General features: G+C 55.5%; 12 protein-coding genes. 9 read left to right on the forward strand and 3 right to left on the reverse strand.

Translation table 11 applies throughout. The features are described 5' to 3' along the window. Positions 1-39 precede the first annotated feature (39 nt). The gene (locus ACW8F6_RS03780) at positions 40-1,254 is read left to right on the forward strand and encodes an MFS transporter (protein WP_491574509.1); all 1,215 of its coding nucleotides are present in this window, start codon (positions 40-42) and stop codon (positions 1,252-1,254) included. Here ACW8F6_RS03780 and ACW8F6_RS03785 read toward each other — a convergent pair. Beyond that, entirely contained in the window at positions 1,204-2,259 is a 1,056-nt protein-coding gene (locus ACW8F6_RS03785) for a DUF3549 family protein (RefSeq protein WP_491574510.1), read from the reverse strand. The two genes, ACW8F6_RS03780 and ACW8F6_RS03785, sit on opposite strands and share 51 nt — an antisense overlap. 111 nt (positions 2,260-2,370) lie before the next feature. Here ACW8F6_RS03785 and ACW8F6_RS03790 point away from each other — a divergent pair, with 111 nt between their 5' ends. Beyond that, complete coding sequence (locus ACW8F6_RS03790; RefSeq protein ID WP_491574511.1) at positions 2,371-3,579, forward strand: aminotransferase class V-fold PLP-dependent enzyme; 1,209 nt, start codon at positions 2,371-2,373, stop codon at positions 3,577-3,579. Here ACW8F6_RS03790 and ACW8F6_RS03795 read toward each other — a convergent pair. Further along, positions 3,576-3,974: a YchJ family metal-binding protein gene (locus ACW8F6_RS03795; RefSeq protein WP_491574512.1), complete on the reverse strand. Its 399-nt coding sequence runs from the start codon at positions 3,972-3,974 to the stop codon at positions 3,576-3,578. The genes ACW8F6_RS03790 and ACW8F6_RS03795 overlap by 4 nt on opposite strands. 252 nt (positions 3,975-4,226) lie before the next feature. Here ACW8F6_RS03795 and ACW8F6_RS03800 point away from each other — a divergent pair, with 252 nt between their 5' ends. Further along, complete coding sequence (locus tag ACW8F6_RS03800; RefSeq protein WP_491574513.1) at positions 4,227-5,381, forward strand: 1-acyl-sn-glycerol-3-phosphate acyltransferase; 1,155 nt, start codon at positions 4,227-4,229, stop codon at positions 5,379-5,381. A gap of 7 nt (positions 5,382-5,388) precedes the next feature. Here the strand turns inward: ACW8F6_RS03800 and ACW8F6_RS03805 are convergent, their stop codons facing one another. Continuing rightward, complete coding sequence (locus tag ACW8F6_RS03805; protein ID WP_491574514.1) at positions 5,389-5,829, reverse strand: hypothetical protein; 441 nt, start codon at positions 5,827-5,829, stop codon at positions 5,389-5,391. Between the two features lie 186 nt (positions 5,830-6,015). Here ACW8F6_RS03805 and ACW8F6_RS03810 point away from each other — a divergent pair, with 186 nt between their 5' ends. From ACW8F6_RS03810 to ACW8F6_RS03835, 6 genes are all read left to right on the forward strand, one after another. Further along, positions 6,016-6,810 (forward strand): SDR family oxidoreductase, encoded by a 795-nt coding sequence (locus ACW8F6_RS03810; protein WP_491574515.1) that lies wholly within the window; start codon positions 6,016-6,018, stop codon positions 6,808-6,810. After that, complete coding sequence (gene dinG / locus ACW8F6_RS03815) at positions 6,810-8,936, forward strand: ATP-dependent DNA helicase DinG (RefSeq protein ID WP_491574516.1); 2,127 nt, start codon at positions 6,810-6,812, stop codon at positions 8,934-8,936. Before ACW8F6_RS03810 ends, dinG begins: the two co-directional genes overlap by 1 nt. A 15-nt stretch (positions 8,937-8,951) precedes the next feature. Next, positions 8,952-9,272 (forward strand): YqcC family protein, encoded by a 321-nt coding sequence (locus tag ACW8F6_RS03820; protein WP_491574517.1) that lies wholly within the window; start codon positions 8,952-8,954, stop codon positions 9,270-9,272. Between the two features lie 351 nt (positions 9,273-9,623). Then, a complete protein-coding gene (locus ACW8F6_RS03825) occupies positions 9,624-11,243 on the forward strand; it encodes a hypothetical protein (protein ID WP_491574518.1) in 1,620 nt (539 codons plus the stop codon). 247 nt (positions 11,244-11,490) lie between these two features. Beyond that, positions 11,491-12,717, forward strand: coding sequence for an efflux RND transporter periplasmic adaptor subunit (locus ACW8F6_RS03830; protein WP_491574519.1), 1,227 nt, complete (start codon positions 11,491-11,493; stop codon positions 12,715-12,717). 30 nt (positions 12,718-12,747) lie between these two features. Continuing rightward, positions 12,748-15,930: an efflux RND transporter permease subunit gene (locus tag ACW8F6_RS03835; RefSeq protein WP_491574520.1), complete on the forward strand. Its 3,183-nt coding sequence runs from the start codon at positions 12,748-12,750 to the stop codon at positions 15,928-15,930. Positions 15,931-16,012: the final 82 nt, after the last annotated feature.

Raw genomic sequence — 16,012 nt, forward strand, 5'->3', positions numbered from 1 at the left:
GCTTGGTGGGGGCTGCCCCGGCGATCGCCGCACGGCCTTATGGCTCGATTGTGTTTGGCCATGGTGGCCACGGCGGGCTTTTTTTACGTCAACATATTGCCGGCCCTGGTGGATGGCCTGGTAACGGGTCGCGGTTATAGCACGGCAGATGCCGGCCAAATTGGCTCGGCCAATATCTACGGCGCCGCTGTGGGTGCACTGCTGGCGGTACCACTGGCGGGGCGTTTGCCCTGGCGCAGTTGCTGTGCTGCGCTGCTGTGCCTATTAATTGTCGTGGACTTTGCCTCGGCCATATTGCTATCGCCCGAATGGCTGGTGTGGATTCGCGGCGGGCACGGCGTACTCGGTGGCCTTTTAGTGGGAATTGCCTACAGCATTTTTGCGCGCACCCACCAACCGGCGCGCACCTTTGGCGTACTGCTGGTGGTGCAGTACGGCCTGGGTGGCCTGGGCGTCATGTGGTTGCCCACGCTGGTGCCGGAGTACGGTGCCGATGTGCTGTTTTGGTGTCTGATGCTGTTCAGCGCCACCAGCTTGGCACTCTTGGCGCTACTGCCGGATTACCCCGTGCTGGCGCCGACGGCCCGGCCATTGGAAAGCGTCTCGGGCGGTATCGCTTGGTGGCCTTTACTGGCAACCTTGGCCGCCTTATTTTTGTTTCAGGCCGGAAACAACGGCCCTTACGCAGTCATTATGGGGCTGGCAAAGTCGCACGGTCTGGTGCTCGATTACATCACCCGCTGGCTGGGCATTGCGGCTTGGTTGGGGGTGGTGGGCGCAGTGCTGGTGATTGTGTTTTCCGGCCGCACCGGGCGCTTACTGCCTCTTACGTTGACGATGGCAATGACGCTGGTGGCCACCTGGGCGCTCTTGTATGCGGGGCACGCAGGGCTGTTTGCCGTCGCCAATTGCCTGGTCGGCATTACCTGGGCATTTGTGATCGCCTACCTGCTGGGGATGGCTGCTGAGTTTGACGCAGAGGGCCGCATGGCGGCGTTGGCGGGCTTTGCCTCGAAAATGGGGCTAGCCTCTGGCTCGCTGGTGGCGGCGCGCATGGTGGGTGATGCAGGCGCACACAGCGACGCCTATGTGGCCATGCTGTGGGTGGCGGTGGCGGCATTACTATTGGCTTTGCTCTTGGCCGCGGGGCCTGCACTGATGCTCGATCGGCTGCGCAAGGGGGCGGCGCCCGCCCCAGGCATTTCAGTGGGAGGTGCTGAGCAAGCCGCCAATGGCGCCGCTAAGCCGGTCTGAGCGGTCGGCAGTGCGAAAATGGGCAAGCCAGGCAGCGCGCTGACCGGGCTGGAACAGCAATTCTGCCAGGATGCGGTTAAAGGCCATTTGGCCCAGCGCGGCCACCTGCTCTAAAAACGCGAGCGCCGATGCCGATGCCGCCAGGCGCGCACCGTGTCGTGTCGCCAGGGTCACCAGCGCCTCGGCGTCGAGCGGCTTGGCCAAGGCTAATGCCAGCGCCTGGGCGACCAGGCCCTCCGCTTCACTGGCGGCCAAGGCGCGCAGGCAGGCGTTTATTTCCGCCGTACTTTCGCTATCGCAGGCCGCGGCTAATCGATTTATCAGCGCTTGGCTGAGTCCTGCGCCCAGTGGCTGGTGCTCCAGCAGCTGACAGAGGGCGATGAGTACGGGAGCCGGCACGCCCGGGACTGCCGCTTTCAGTGCCTTGAGGGGGGCCGCTTCCGCGCTGCGCGCCACCACATCAGCCAGGCCCTGTAGCCCCAGCGCCTGCCAGTGTGCCCAGGGTCCTTCGGCCAAGTAATGCAGTGCATCGGCGTAGTGCTGGCTGGCCGGCAATTTTAGTTGCGCGGTCAGCCGCGCGTGCAGCATGGCCTGCTGACTGTCGTTTGGTGCCCAGACGTAGGGGTTGTGTTCAAGCAGTCCCTTGGGGGGGCGACCTGCCTCGGCGGCGGCTAAATTACGGGCCAGGGCGTCTACCAGTTGGCGCAACAGGCCGTCGCGCTCGGGCAGTGACAGCTTGCCCTGTTCGTCCAGAGGCAACTTAAACCACCAGATGTTGGGCGACTGTACTCGGTCCTCGGCCCAAAGTACGAAGGCCAGGTGGGCTTGTCCCAGGTAGGGGTGAGGGTAAGGCTGCTCGCCTGCCTCCACTTGCAGCCACAGATTGCGGGGCACTCCCTGCAGCCGTACACCGCAGTCTTGCAGGCGCCATTGAAGGCCCAAGTGTTCGAAAAAGGCCGTCAGGCTGAGAATGCTGGGCGCGCTGTGGCTGCTGTCCTGAGTCATGGGGTCTCCTGTTTCGGGGGGCGGATTTTATCGCACTTTCGCGCCCGCTGCGGTGACTTTTAATGCCTTGGCTATACTGGCAACAAGCCCGCCTCGCCCTAAGGAAGTGCAATGCCTCAGCTAGTCGAGATTCAACAGTCACCCAACATCTTGGCCCAGGATTATCAGCATGCCGCAGTGGGCGCGCGCATTATGCTCACCGGGCATATTCACCAGGCCATGCCCGACTGCGCCGGTGAGGCCTATCAGCAGCATTGGGACTGCTTAAACCGCTATGGCGAAGAGCGGTTTGAGGAGGAGTTCAGGGTAGCCGCGCAGGTGCGCAGTGGATTTGCCCAGCTGATAGAGGCAAAGCCGGACAACATTGCCCTGGGCACTAGCGTGCACGAGTTGTTTATCCGGTTTTTGTCGGCCTTGCCATTAGGAGAGCGCCCGCGCATTGTCACCAGCGATGCGGAGTACCCGTCGGTTGCACGCCAGCTGGTGCGCTTGGCCGAGGCCGGTATTGAGTTGATTGTTGAGCCCGCCAACCCCGCCAGTACCCTGGTGGAGCGACTGGGCCGGCACATTAACCACAAGACGGCGGCGGTATGCGCGTCCTCGGTCAATTTTGAAACGGGTCACCAAAGCCTGGAGTTGGATACCTTGATGCCACTGTGCGCGGCCCAGGGTGTGGAGTTGTTCGTGGATGCCTACCACTCTATCAATGTGCTGTCGTTTTCCGTGGCAGATTACAACCTTGCGCAGGCATTCGTGGTAGGCGGCGGCGCCAAGTACTGCCAGATGGGCAGCGGTATCGCCTTTATGCACGTGCCAGAGGGGCGGGCGTTTCGGCCGGTAATCAGCGGCTGGTTCGGCGATTTTGACCCCGTTGTCGATAGCCCGGCGCAGACGCCCTTGGCCTATGCCGATGGCGGCGCCCGTTTTAATGGTTCTAGCCAGGATATGCTGCCGGTATTTCGCGCCGCCAAGGTGTTTGACTATTTTAACCGCAGGGCGCTCACACCGGAATTTCTGGATGAAGTCCACCACCATCAACTAGAACACTTGGCCAAAAGCTTTAATCGCTTGGGCTTTGAGCCGGCGACCATTTGTCTCTCCACAGCACTGGAGTATATGGGTGGGTTTTTATCGTTCACTACGCCCTACGCGCAGCAGCTGTCTGAGATGATGCGCGATCGCGGCGTGCACACGGACTACCGCAAGCAGTGGTTGCGCATGGGGCCGGCACCCTACCTGTGCGATGAACAGCTGGAGGATGCCATGCACGCGCTGGAGGAGTCGGTGCGCGAACTACCCACAGGAGGGGCCGCCGACTAAGCCAAGCGCCCCTGACAACACTGTTTGAATTTTTTGCCAAGTCCACAGGGGCAGCGGTCGTTGCGCCCGATCGAGGTGGGTGCGAGCTGAGGCGCGCGGCTTTGGAGGTAGCGCCAATGGCCTTCTTCCCGACAGAACAGCGACAGATCGTGCAGGTGGTGCAGGTGGTGCAGTTGCTCCGCCTGGGTGTACCAGCACTCAAATTCCACGCTGTGATCGTCGGCATGGCGCACGATTAATTGACCAAAGCGAGCGTGGGTGAGCCAGTGGGCGAGAGCCTCGCGGTCGACCTCAGCACGGCCGGCGCTGGCCCAGCTGGACAATATATAAGTGATATTACCCAGGGCGTGGGCGCTAAAGCGCGAGCGCATCAACGCCTCGGGGCTGTCAGCCACAGCCCCCTCGTGCAGTGGCGCGCAGCAATCGCTATAGCGATGGCCACTACAGCAAGGGCAGTCTTTAGGTAGCATTTCTCATCCTTTTTCGGTATTTTTGCCAGCTTTTCGCCAATTGGACGGCGAGGGCCCAAAGCGCGTTGAGGGCGATGCTGTGCTAGGCACCGCGCTGCGTCAACCGTCGGCCTACTATAATCCCAGGTCAAACCAGATATTTTTGGTGGTTCGGACCTAACGCAAAGACACGTATTCATGAGCGAATTTGACGACATCAGGCCCTATCGCGACGACGAAGTGCCCGCAGTTCTGGCCCGGATTGTAAAAGATCCCGAGCTGCATGCCGCAGTGGCGGCGCTGAAATTTCCCACATTAAACAAGTTGTTACCCTGGGTAATCCGCCCGCTGGTGGCGATGAAGTTAAAGGCACAATTATCGGGTATTAACAGTGTCGACGCTTTGCAGGAGTTAGTCTCGCACTATTTGCGCGCAATGTTGGACGAAAAATCGCGCGGCGTCAGCGCCAGTGGCCTGGAAAAGCTGGATCGCAACCAGGCCTACCTGTTTGTGAGCAACCACCGAGACATCGCCATGGATCCAGCGCTGGTGAACTATGTGTTGTTTCTCAATGAGTTTCAGACCCTGCAAATTGCCATCGGTGACAACCTGCTCACTAAGCCCTATGTCTCCGATTTGATGCGATTAAACAAAAGTTTTATCGTCAATCGGTCTGCCAAGGCGCCCCGTGAAAAGTTGAAAGCGGCGAAGTACTTGTCGTCCTATATTCACCACGCTCTGTGCGAGGAAAAGTCAAATATTTGGGTGGCGCAGCGCGAAGGGCGCGCCAAAGACGGTCGCGATAAAACGAATTCGGCAGTGGTGGGCATGTTTGCACTCAGCCGTCCGAAAACCCAACCACTGGGTGAGTATATTGCCGAACTGAACATTGTTCCTGTGTCTATTTCCTACGAATGGGACCCCTGCGATTTAGCGAAAAGTCGCGAGTTATATTTGTTAAAAACCGAAGGCACCTATCAAAAGGGCGAGCATGAAGACGTCGCCAGTATTGCCGCCGGCATCAACGGCTACAAAGGCCATATCCATTTAAGTTTCGGCGATGTTATCCGCGGCGATTTTCAGGGTACCGACGAGGTGGCCGCCGAAATCGATCGGCAAGTGCTTAGTCGTTATGTCCTATTTCCCAGTAATTGCCTGGCATTTCAAATGCTCACGGGCGAAGTGCCCAAAGTTGGCGTAGGCGAAGACGGTGCTCCCTTTGATCCCGCGCGCTACCCCGATGAGCGCACCGAACTGGAGGCGCGCATTCAGGGGTTGAATCCAGAACAGCGGGACTTGTTACTGGGTATTTACGCCAACCCCGTATACGCCAAGTTAACAGGCGGCCACTGAGTCTGCATTAAAGTTCAGACGCAGGCGCCACTATCAGGTTAACTAGCCGATTGTCGTCGGCAGAGGTAATGCATTGTGCGTGCAGATTGGTGGTGGAGAGCTGTTCGCTTAAAAATTGTTGGCCTTCGGGCACCACGTCTAAAATAAACAGCAGTGTGTTGGTGCGCTCAAAATCGTCGTAGCGCGCGGAACGCGTGTCCAGGTGCATGGTGATGATTTTACCGGCTACGCCGTTTTTTATGGCGCTCTGGCAGACACCGGCTCCGGCAAAGGCATCAAATTTGGGCCGATTAGTCACCACGCCCAAGGCGCGCTTGGTATTTGCATCGGCCGACCGAGAGCTGTTTATCGACTGGCTGGCTAAGTAGGTAATCAGGCTGCTGAGCACAATCAGCAGCAGTGCGCTTAACGACAATATAACGGCTGGGCGGTATTTGGGGTCAATCATTTTGGGCCTTTACTTTTAGGGGCGCGCTTGTCGCGCAAACCAACGCCGCTGGCAATGTGCCGGATGGCCTAGTGCGAATAGGGTACACTGTGGCGCCTGTGCCGACTGTGTTGCCAAGGTTACAATGGCAGTGGTGGCACTGCCACCGCAAACACCAGAGGGAATGCTAGTAGGGAAGCTTACATCATGGCAGATTTTTTTGAAGATAAACGGGTGTGGTTAACGGGAGCATCCTCGGGCATTGGCGAGGCATTGGCGCGGCAACTTGCTGCGCGTGGCGCCCATCTAACTCTGTGCGCTAGGCGTCGCCCGCAGCTGGAGCAGTTACGGGCAGTTTTGCCTAATGCTGACAATCACACCGTTCAGGTGTTGGACTTATCTCAGCCCGAAGCGGTGTTTCATTCGGTACGAGCGCTGGTGGCAGACCAGACGGTGGACCTGTTGATAAACAATGCGGGCATAACTCAACGAGGGCGCGCCGATGAAACGCAGTTTTCGGTAGACCGGCGCGTGATGGAAGTGAACTACCTGGGAGCCGTGGCTATCACCAAAGCTTTGCTGCCAAAACTCCTGGCCTCTGGGCGGGGCATTGTCGCGTCTGTGGCCAGTGTCTCCGGCTTGGTGGGCTCGCAGGGACGCTCGGCGTACAGCGCGTCTAAACATGCGCTGATGGGATTTATGGAGAGCTTGCGGGCGGAAACCCACGGTCAGTTACAGGTGACAGTGGCGTGCCCCGGTTGGGTGAAAACTCAAATCTCCATAAATTCGTTGACGCCTGAGGGGGTTCCATTGGGCCAAATGGAGCCCGGCATTGAGAGCGGGATCAGTGCCGATGAATGTGCGCGTGCAATTCTCGACGCGATTGAACAAGGGCGCGATCAGGTGATAATTGGTCGCGGCATCAGTGCTTTGGCGCCCATGGTAAAACGATTTTTCCCCGGAATTTTTAAACGCATGAACCGTAAAAGAGCGTACCGCTAATGCCGCTGCAGGGCGATGTAAAGAAAGCTATTCAAAGCGCCTACAGCCAATTTTTGGAGGCGCGAGAACTGAAGCCGCGCTACGGTCAAAAATTGATGATTGCCGAAATTGCCCGCACCCTGGGCGGCATCGAGCTGGACGACGAGGGCGTGCGCGTGGGCGAAAACCATATTTGCGTGGTCGAAGCGGGCACTGGCACGGGTAAAACCGTTGCCTATCTGCTGGCGGCGATTCCCGTGGCTAAGGCGTTGGGAAAAAAATTGGTGGTGTCGACGGCAACGGTGGCGCTGCAAGAGCAGATTGTTTATAAGGACCTGCCCGACCTCAAACGCCAGTCGGGTTTGAGTTTTAATTTTGCCCTCGCCAAGGGGCGCGGCCGTTATCTGTGCCTGTCTAAGCTCGATCGTATCCTCACCGATGTGGATGCCGCCAATGCCAGTCATCAAGCTCTATACGAAGACGAATACCCGCAGGTGGATGAGCAGGCGCTCACTATTTACCAGTCGATGATGGATGCGCTGGCGGCCAACAAGTGGGCTGGCGACAAAGACGAGTGGCACGATGAAATAGAGCCGCAGGTTTGGTCGCGAGTTACCACCGATCACCGTCAGTGCACGGGCCGGCGCTGCTCGAATGTGTCGTCCTGTAGCTTTATCAAGTCCCGCGATTCGCTGGGCAGTTTTGATGTAATCGTTGCCAACCACGACCTGGTATTGGCCGACCTAGCGCTGGGCGGCGGCGCGATACTGCCAGACCCGGCTGATACCCTGTACATATTTGACGAAGGCCACCATTTGCCAGACAAGGCGCTCAATCATTTTGCCGAACACTCCAGGCTCATCGGCACGCTTAAATGGATTGAGCAAACCAACAAGGCACAGGGCGCTATGCTGGGCGAAATTAGCGGTGCAGGCAATATTGACCGTTTTGCCGAACAATTGCCCTCTGCGCTGCAGGATGTTAAGCGTAACCTGGAGCTGGTCTACCCCATGGTGACGCAATTGGCCGAACGCATCGAAGACCCGGAGCGCTCGCCGCGCTATCGCTTTGAGCAAGGTCTGGTGCCCGAGGCGCTGCGCGATGTGAGTCAGGAACTCAAACAAACCTTTGAGCGGCTGGCTGAATTGCTGGGTAAAATGAACCGCGAAATTGAGGAGGCGCTGGAGTCGAGCCACTGCGACGTGCCCAAGGTTGACCTGGAAACCTGGTTTCCCCAGATCGGCGTCTGGCAATCGCGCGCGGAGGCCAACCTGGCGCTGTGGGCCAGTTACGCCGAGCCCGAGGTGAAGGGCGCGCTACCCAAGGCGCGCTGGATCAGCCTGGTGGACTTTGGCGGCAGCGTCGATTATGAAATTTGTTCCAGCCCGATACTGGCGGCCCGGACGCTGGAGTACAGCTTGTGGCGTCGCTGCTGCGGCGCGGTGATCACCTCGGCCACGCTGACTGCACTCGGCAAATTCGATCGTCTGAAAATGCGCGCCGGAACGCCGGACAATGCCCACTACGCGGTGGTGCCCAGCCCCTTTGATTTCAATCAGGCGCTGCTGCGGGTACCGGCAGAGGCGCAGGACGCCAGCGACAGCGTTAACCATACCCTCGCCATAATTGAGCACCTGCCGGCGTTACTGGCCGAGCAGCGGGCCAGTCTGGTGCTCTTCGCCTCGCGCCGGCAAATGCTGGATGTGTACGACGGTATGCCGTTAAGTCTGCGCGAGCAAATTCTCATGCAGGGCGATAAATCCAAGCAAGAGATGCTCAATACCCATAAAGCCCGGGTAGACGGCGGCGATGCTAGCATCCTTTTTGGCCTTGCCAGCTTTGCCGAAGGCGTGGATTTGCCCGGCGGCTATTGCCAGCATGTCATTATCGCCAAGATCCCCTTTGCCGTGCCCGATGATCCGGTGGAAGCTTCGCTGTCCGAATGGATCGAGGCCCGCGGCGGCAATCCCTTCATGGAAATTACCGTCCCCGACGCCGCCTTGAAATTGGTTCAAGCCTGCGGGCGTTTACTGCGCACCGAAAGTGACAGCGGCATCATTAGTATCCTGGATAAGCGTCTGCTGACCCGCCGCTACGGTAAAGCAATCCTCAATTCACTGCCGCCATTTCGGCGCTCGCTGGGCTAGTTTGTGAATCGCGCGGTGAATTATCCGGCCCTGGCGCAGATGTTGGCGGCCTTGACACAGGCACTGAAAGCGGCCGGCGAGTGGCACCGCGAGCGGCCTGCCCCCGCTTTATTAGCGAGTCAGGCGCCCTTTTGTGTAGACACCCTGAGTTTTACACAATGGCTTCAATTTATTTACCTTGAGCGCATGCAAGTGCTTGTAATAGAAAGAAAACCCTTGCCCACCGCCAGCGATGTGGCCAGCATGGCAGCACTCTATTTTGCGGCGAGCGGGGGCGAAACGCACCCGGTGGCCCAGGCGATAGCGGAAATTGATAACTTCATCACATCGATCTAAAAACCCGCTCTTACTGCCACTTTTACTAATAAATTTATTAAGTTAGGCGTTTATCTTAAGCTAGTATCGAGATATTTGATGGGCTATAGTTGTGCTCACCTATGATAGTGCTTACTGTGGCCGAGCGCCCATCAGCAGTAGGCTCGCGAATACATTTGATCTGAAAACGGTATTGCCATGAAAACAAGGAATTTTACGAGTCTGCTGGTACTCCTACTGGGGGTGTTGCTGTTGGGAGCTTGCGGTGGCGGTGGCGATAGTGCGCCTAAGTTTACGGGCACCGGAGGCGGAAATTCATCGGGCGGTGGCACTGGCTCTGGTACGGATGGTTCGACCGATGGCGGCACCACTGTGGTGAAAATCGGTAATGGCACAGGTGCAAATTTTGTATTGGGTGCTTTGGCAACCACTAAAACATCCCTTCAATCGGGGGCGTCCGCTACTATCAGTGTCAATTTGGTCGATGGCAATAATGCGGCCGTGACAGAATCCTACAGTGTGAGCTTCACCTCAGACTGTTTGGCTAATGGTCTAGCAGAGCTTACAAAGAACGGTACTGAAGTGACCAGTGTCGCGACAACCAGCGGCTTGGCATCGGTTGTTTATACCCCGCTAGGTTGCTCGGGGACCGACACTGTGACGGCGTCCACCTCCGTTGGCTCATCGACGCTAACGGCTAGCGTAAACTTGGACATTGAAGCTGATCAGGTATTGGCTGTTGAGTTTGTTTCTGTATCGCGGAAGCAATTGTCACTTCGTGGGATTGGCGGCGTTGAAACGGCGCAAGTCACATTTAAATTAGTGGGGGCGCAGTCAGCGCCAATCGTTAACGAGCCTGTGACGTTTAGCCTGAGTACAACCGAAGGTGGTATTTCACTGGCCAACGGCACGCAAACTGGGGTAACCGACAGCGAAGGGCACGTAACAACGGTACTGCAAAGCGGCACAACGGCGACTACCGTCAAAGTGTTTGCCACTCACGATGCTACGCAAATCCAGGGCGGCTCCACTGACGTGGTTATTTCCACTGGCGTTGCGGCCGATGATCGTTTTTCTATCTCGTATAACCAAAAACCCACAGATGCGTACGATACAGACGGTATAGAAGTCAGTATTAATGTCATCGCTGCGGATCAATTTGGTAATAGCCCGCCCAATGGCACATTGGTTCGCTTTGTTTCCTCAGAGGCAGGTAAAGTGGATAGCTCTTGCGAACTAACCGATGGGCGCTGCACAGTGAAATGGATAAGCGCTGCTCCTAGACCTCTGGACCAACGTGTTCAGGTGTTGGCCTATATGCGCGGAGCCGAAAGCTTTGTGGATGCCAACGGCAATAGCGTTTACGAAGCTGGTGAGTCGTTTGGCGATATAGCGGAGCCCTACACCGACAATAACGAAAACGATACATACGACAGCGGCGAGTTTTTCGTGGATACGGACGAAAGTGGTGCTTACAACGTCGCCGGTAATGCTACCTGGGATGGGCCGTGTTTATCGGGAGTAAATGGTGCTGCAGATTGTTCAGGCGAGGACAGCACCTTTATTTGGCGCGATTTGCGAATTATTATGCCCCAAAATGCCGCCTGTCTTGCAGATTTGGGCACATTTCCAGGCAATATGCCCGGAGGCACCACTATCGACCTAGTTGCGGATGCTGATAGTACCTTGAGCTTTACTGGTTTAATGGTGAGTGATTGCAATAGTAACCCGCTCCCGAACGGAACTAAATTAGAGTGGTCTGTAGAAGAATCGGATACAAATCTACTGCAATTATTTGGGCTGTTGAAATACACCGTGGGTAACGGCTCTCCCGATGCGCGAGCTGAAGGGCCATTTAGCCTGACTTTGGCGGGTAATAATGACGCGAGTTATACAGACTCGAAAACGACAAAGTTGCTTCTTAAGGTGGATCTGCCGGGCGACAATGACTGGGAGTTCCAGTGGCAAGTGCGCTACCCAGTAGAACCCTAGCGTGCACTCAGAGTACTGCCTGATTGCTAGTGTAAAGGCCCTTCGTGGGCCTTTTTTCATTTTATGCAAATGGTAGTTGGCGTATTAGGTTCGAATAGACATAGGCTTAGCTAGTTCCTTCACCCAATCCCGCCTCTCCCACCACTTGTCGCATCCAACATCTCTGGCTAGTGACATCTGAAACCATTGTTTTACTATAGCTTTCACCTTTATAACCCTTTTTAACCACAGGAATATCACCGTGTTCGTGAGCAAGCTAAAGGACAAGCGCGTCTACCTACCCTTTGTCATCCTAATTACCTGCGTTGCGGTATTCGCGGTGTTAAAGGGCATGCGCAAGCCACCGGAGGAAAAGGCGGCAGAGGTCGTGGCGCCCTTGGTTAAAGTCGAGCCCATCCAGTTCCAAGCCATGCAGTTAACTGTCGCTTCGCAGGGCTTGGTCATGCCTAAGTTCCAAACCCAGCTGGTAGCTCAGGTGGGCGGCGTAGTGAGCTATATTGCGCCCGAATTCGTGCGCGGTGGCTTTGTTAAAAAAGGGCAAATCCTGGCCCAGATTGAAGACGCTGATTACCAAGCCTACGTGCTAGAGGCCAAGGCCGCGCTGATTTCTGCCCGGGCTGGTTTGCAGCAAGAAGAAGCTTTAGGTGCCGTGGCACGGGATGAGTGGAGCCGCATCAAAAACCGTACGCCCACCGCCTTGAGTTTACGCGAGCCACAATTGGCACAGGAACAGGCGAGGGTGAAAGCCGCAGAGGCGGCGTTGGCACGGGCTGAAAAAAACCTGGAGCGGACTCGTATTCGCGCGCCCTTTCACGCGCTGGTAGAGGCCCGGGAGGTCGCCTTGGGAACCTTTCTCAATCCGGGGGCTGCCGTGGGTGAAGTGTTATCCATATCGGAAGCGGAAATTCGATTGCCAGTGGCGGACAACCAATTGCAATACTTGAAAGATCAGGGGGTGGGTACCGACGTTGTTCTTAAGGGGCAATTGCAAGGCGAGCCCGCCGAGTGGATGGCGCGAATTATTCGTACTGAAGGTGTTATTGATGAGCAAAGTCGCATGGCGTACCTAGTGGCTCAGGTGATCAACCCTTACGGCCTGGCGGTGCCTTCGGAGGGCGCCGCAGTATTAGATCAGGAGACGCATCATCCGCTGCGCTACGGCAGCTATGTGCGCGCTGAAATTCAAGGAATGTCATTGGAACAAGCCGCTTTGATTCCGCGCCATTTGGTGGTGGATGGCAAAGTACCGGTACTATCTGCAGACAGCAAATTACAGTTTAAAAAGGTGACTACCCTGCGCGATCAGGGAGCCATGGTGGTGGTGGTAGATGGCGTTGAGAATCAAGATCAGCTAATTGTATCGGCGCTGCAATATCCAGTAGAAGGTATGGCACTGCGCTTACCGGCGGATAAAACAGCCCCCGGCGGCGGCCAGGCAGCGGATGAAACCGTTGTTGCTGAGCTCGCTAAATAACCTGACAACTATAACGAAAGGGAAGATACAGTGACGGATACAACTCCCACAGTGGCGCCTGCGAGCGACCCTACCCGTAAGGGCCTGATTGCCTGGTTTGCGCGCAATACGGTGGCCGCCAATTTGCTGATGATTTTTATATTTTTGGGTGGCCTTATCTCTGCGTTCAGCATTCGCCAGCAGATGTTTCCCGAAATTGAGATCGACTGGTTGCAAGTTCAAATCTACTACCCCGGTGCTGCACCGAAAGAGGTGGAAGAGGGCATAACACTTAAGGTCGAAGAGGCGTTTAAGGGGTTGCAGGGCCTGGAACGCGTGATTACCTATTCCCGCAGGGGCATGTCGCAGGCCTACATAAAGGTGGCAAAAGGCTACGACCCGCAAGTGGTGCTCGACGAAGTCAAAAGCGAAGTGGACTCCATCTCCAGCTTTCCAGCCGGCATTGAGCGCCCGCGCGTAGAGCGCTTCAAATACAAGCAGGAAGTACTCTATCTATCGCTATACGGCGATTTATCGCCCACACAACTTAAAGACTTAGGTAAGCGAATTCACGAAGAAATTCAGGTGTTGCCCAGCGTCAGTATTAGTGAATATTACTCCGGTTTGGGTTATGAAATAGGCATCGAGGTCAGTAAAGATAAACTGCGCGAGTACAATCTTAGCTTTCAGGACATCGCCCAGGCCATTCGCAATGAGTCCAGCAATATGTCGGCGGGCCAGATTAAAGCGGCCGATGGCTACATTTCACTGCGAGTCGAAAATCAGGCATATCGAGGGTATCAGTACGAACAAATTCCGTTAATTAACTTGCACGATGGCACAGTTGTCAAAGTGGGCGATGTGGCCACAGTGCACGACGGCTTTGAGGACGGTATTCAGTACTCTAAATTCAATGGCATGAATTCTGTCGCGTTTTTTGTGGGTGCAACGCGCGACCAAAGTATTACCAATGTCGCTAAAGTTGTTAAAGACTATGTGGCGCAAAAAGAAGAGCAGTTGCCAGATGGGGTTCACTTGGAAACCTGGGTGGATTTTACCTACTACCTGCAGGGCCGCTTAGACATGATGCTGTCTAATATGTATATGGGCGGCCTGTTGGTGTTTTTGATTCTGGCGCTGTTTTTACGCGTGCGCCTGGCTTTCTGGGTCATGTTGGGCCTGCCCATTAGCTTTCTCGGTACCCTTATGATCATGCCCATGGAATGGGTGGGTATTACCATTAACGTGGCAAGCTTATTTGGGTTCATTTTGGTGTTGGGCGTGGTGGTGGACGATGCCATCGTGATTGGCGAAAGCGCCTATGAAGAAGTGGAGCAAAAAGGCCAAAGCGTTGAAAATGTGATTCGGGGCGCTCAGCGTGTTGCCATGCCAGCCACCTTTGGCGTGCTGACGACGGTTGCGGCTTTCATGCCCATGTTGATGGCGGAGGGACCGTCAAAAGGATTTTCCATCGCCATTGGCGGCGTAGTTATTTTGTGCCTGCTGTTTTCGTTGGTAGAGTCCAAATTGATATTGCCAGCGCATCTGGCGCATATGAAACAGCGGCCACACAACCCGAAGAACCCGTTTCACTGGGCGCGCAACCATATTGACGCTGGACTAAAACAGTTTATTACAAATGTCTACCGCCCGAGCTTGCAAAAGTTGCTGCATTATCGCTACGCAGTATTGACGACATTTTTTGGCATTCTTTTGATCAGTATTGGCTTGTTTAGTAGCGGCATCATCCGCTTTATTGGCACGCCAAAAGTGCCGAGCGATTTCCCCGACGTCAATATAGAAATGCAAGTTTCAGCCTCTGAACAGGCCACTTTGGATGCGGCGCTCGCCGTGGAAAAAATGTTGAAGTCAGTGGACGAGGAAATTCGAGCGGAATACGGGCAAAGTATGATCAAAAGCATGCACGTGGACCTGCAGTCGCGTACCCGAGCGCGCATCATGACAATGCTGGTCGATCCGGAAATTCGCCCCATAGATACCTTTGAATTGGCGGCGAAGTGGCGCGAGGCTATGCCGCCTTTGCCCGGTGTTAAATCGTTAACCATTCAGGATAATTTAATGGGCAACGACCGCGATGATGGTGATATCAGTTTCAGGTTAGAAGGGGCCAACCAAGAAGAGTTGACCCTGGCCATTATGGATTTGCGCGACAAGTTGAGCAGTTTGGTGGGCGTAGGCGATATTAACGATAGTCGCCGCCAGCAAACACAGGAAGTGCAACTGGAACTCAAGCCGCTTGCCTATTCCATGGGCCTGACATTGGCTGATGTAGCTCGTCAGGTTGGCTATAGTTTTTACGGTATTGAGGCGCAGCGTATATTGCGCAATGGGGAAGAAATTCGGGTAATGGTGCGCTACCCCGAAGAGCAGCGCAACGCCATCGGTTTGGTGGAGGACACACTCATCCGTGTACCCAACGGCGCCGATGTGCCCCTGTCAGAGGTGGCAAATTTCAAAATTGTTGAGGCGCCCGCTGAAATTCGACATGAAAATGGCAAGCGCTCAATCAATATTTGGGCGTCAGTGGACGCAGCCCAGGCCGAGCCACAAAAAATCGCCACCGATATTCGCGACAACTTTTTGCCGGCAATGTTAAAAAATTACCCCAGCGTTAGCAGCTCTGTGTCGGGTCGCGTTCAGGAAGAAATGGATGATCAGGCCAAGCAGATGCGCAACTTTGTGCTGTCAATGGTGGTAGTGTTTGCGCTATTGGCTATTCCATTGCGATCCTATACGCAGCCGCTGATGATTATGTCCGTCATTCCCTTTGGCCTGATAGGGGCCATGATAGGCCACATGATCATGGGCATGGACATGAGTGTAATGTCTGTTTTTGGCCTGATCGCAGTGGCCGGGGTGGTGGTAAATGACTCGCTGGTCATGGTGGATTACGTCAACAATGCCCGGCGCGAGGGCATCGCAATGATGCAGGCGGTATTGGATGCCGGCTGCCGTCGATTCCGGGCCATTATTCTGACGTCGCTAACCACCTTCATCGGCGTTTTTCCAATCCTAATGGAAACCAGTATGCAGGCAAAAATTGTCATTCCGATGGCGGTATCCTTGGCCTTTGGCGTGTTGTTTGCCACGGTAATTACGCTAATCATGATTCCTTGTCTGTATGTGGCTGGTGGTGATATTCGAGCGCAACTACGCAAATTGCGTTGGTTTCAGCGCTCAGATGCCACGGCTGAACTGTCGGCTAAATTTTAGCGTCAGGTCTTAAAAAGGCTTACAACGCTTGGTTTTGTAAGCCTTTGTCCTCACGGCGCCAGGAGCGGCTCTGGTACAATGC

The organism is Simiduia sp. (assembly GCF_058345725.1).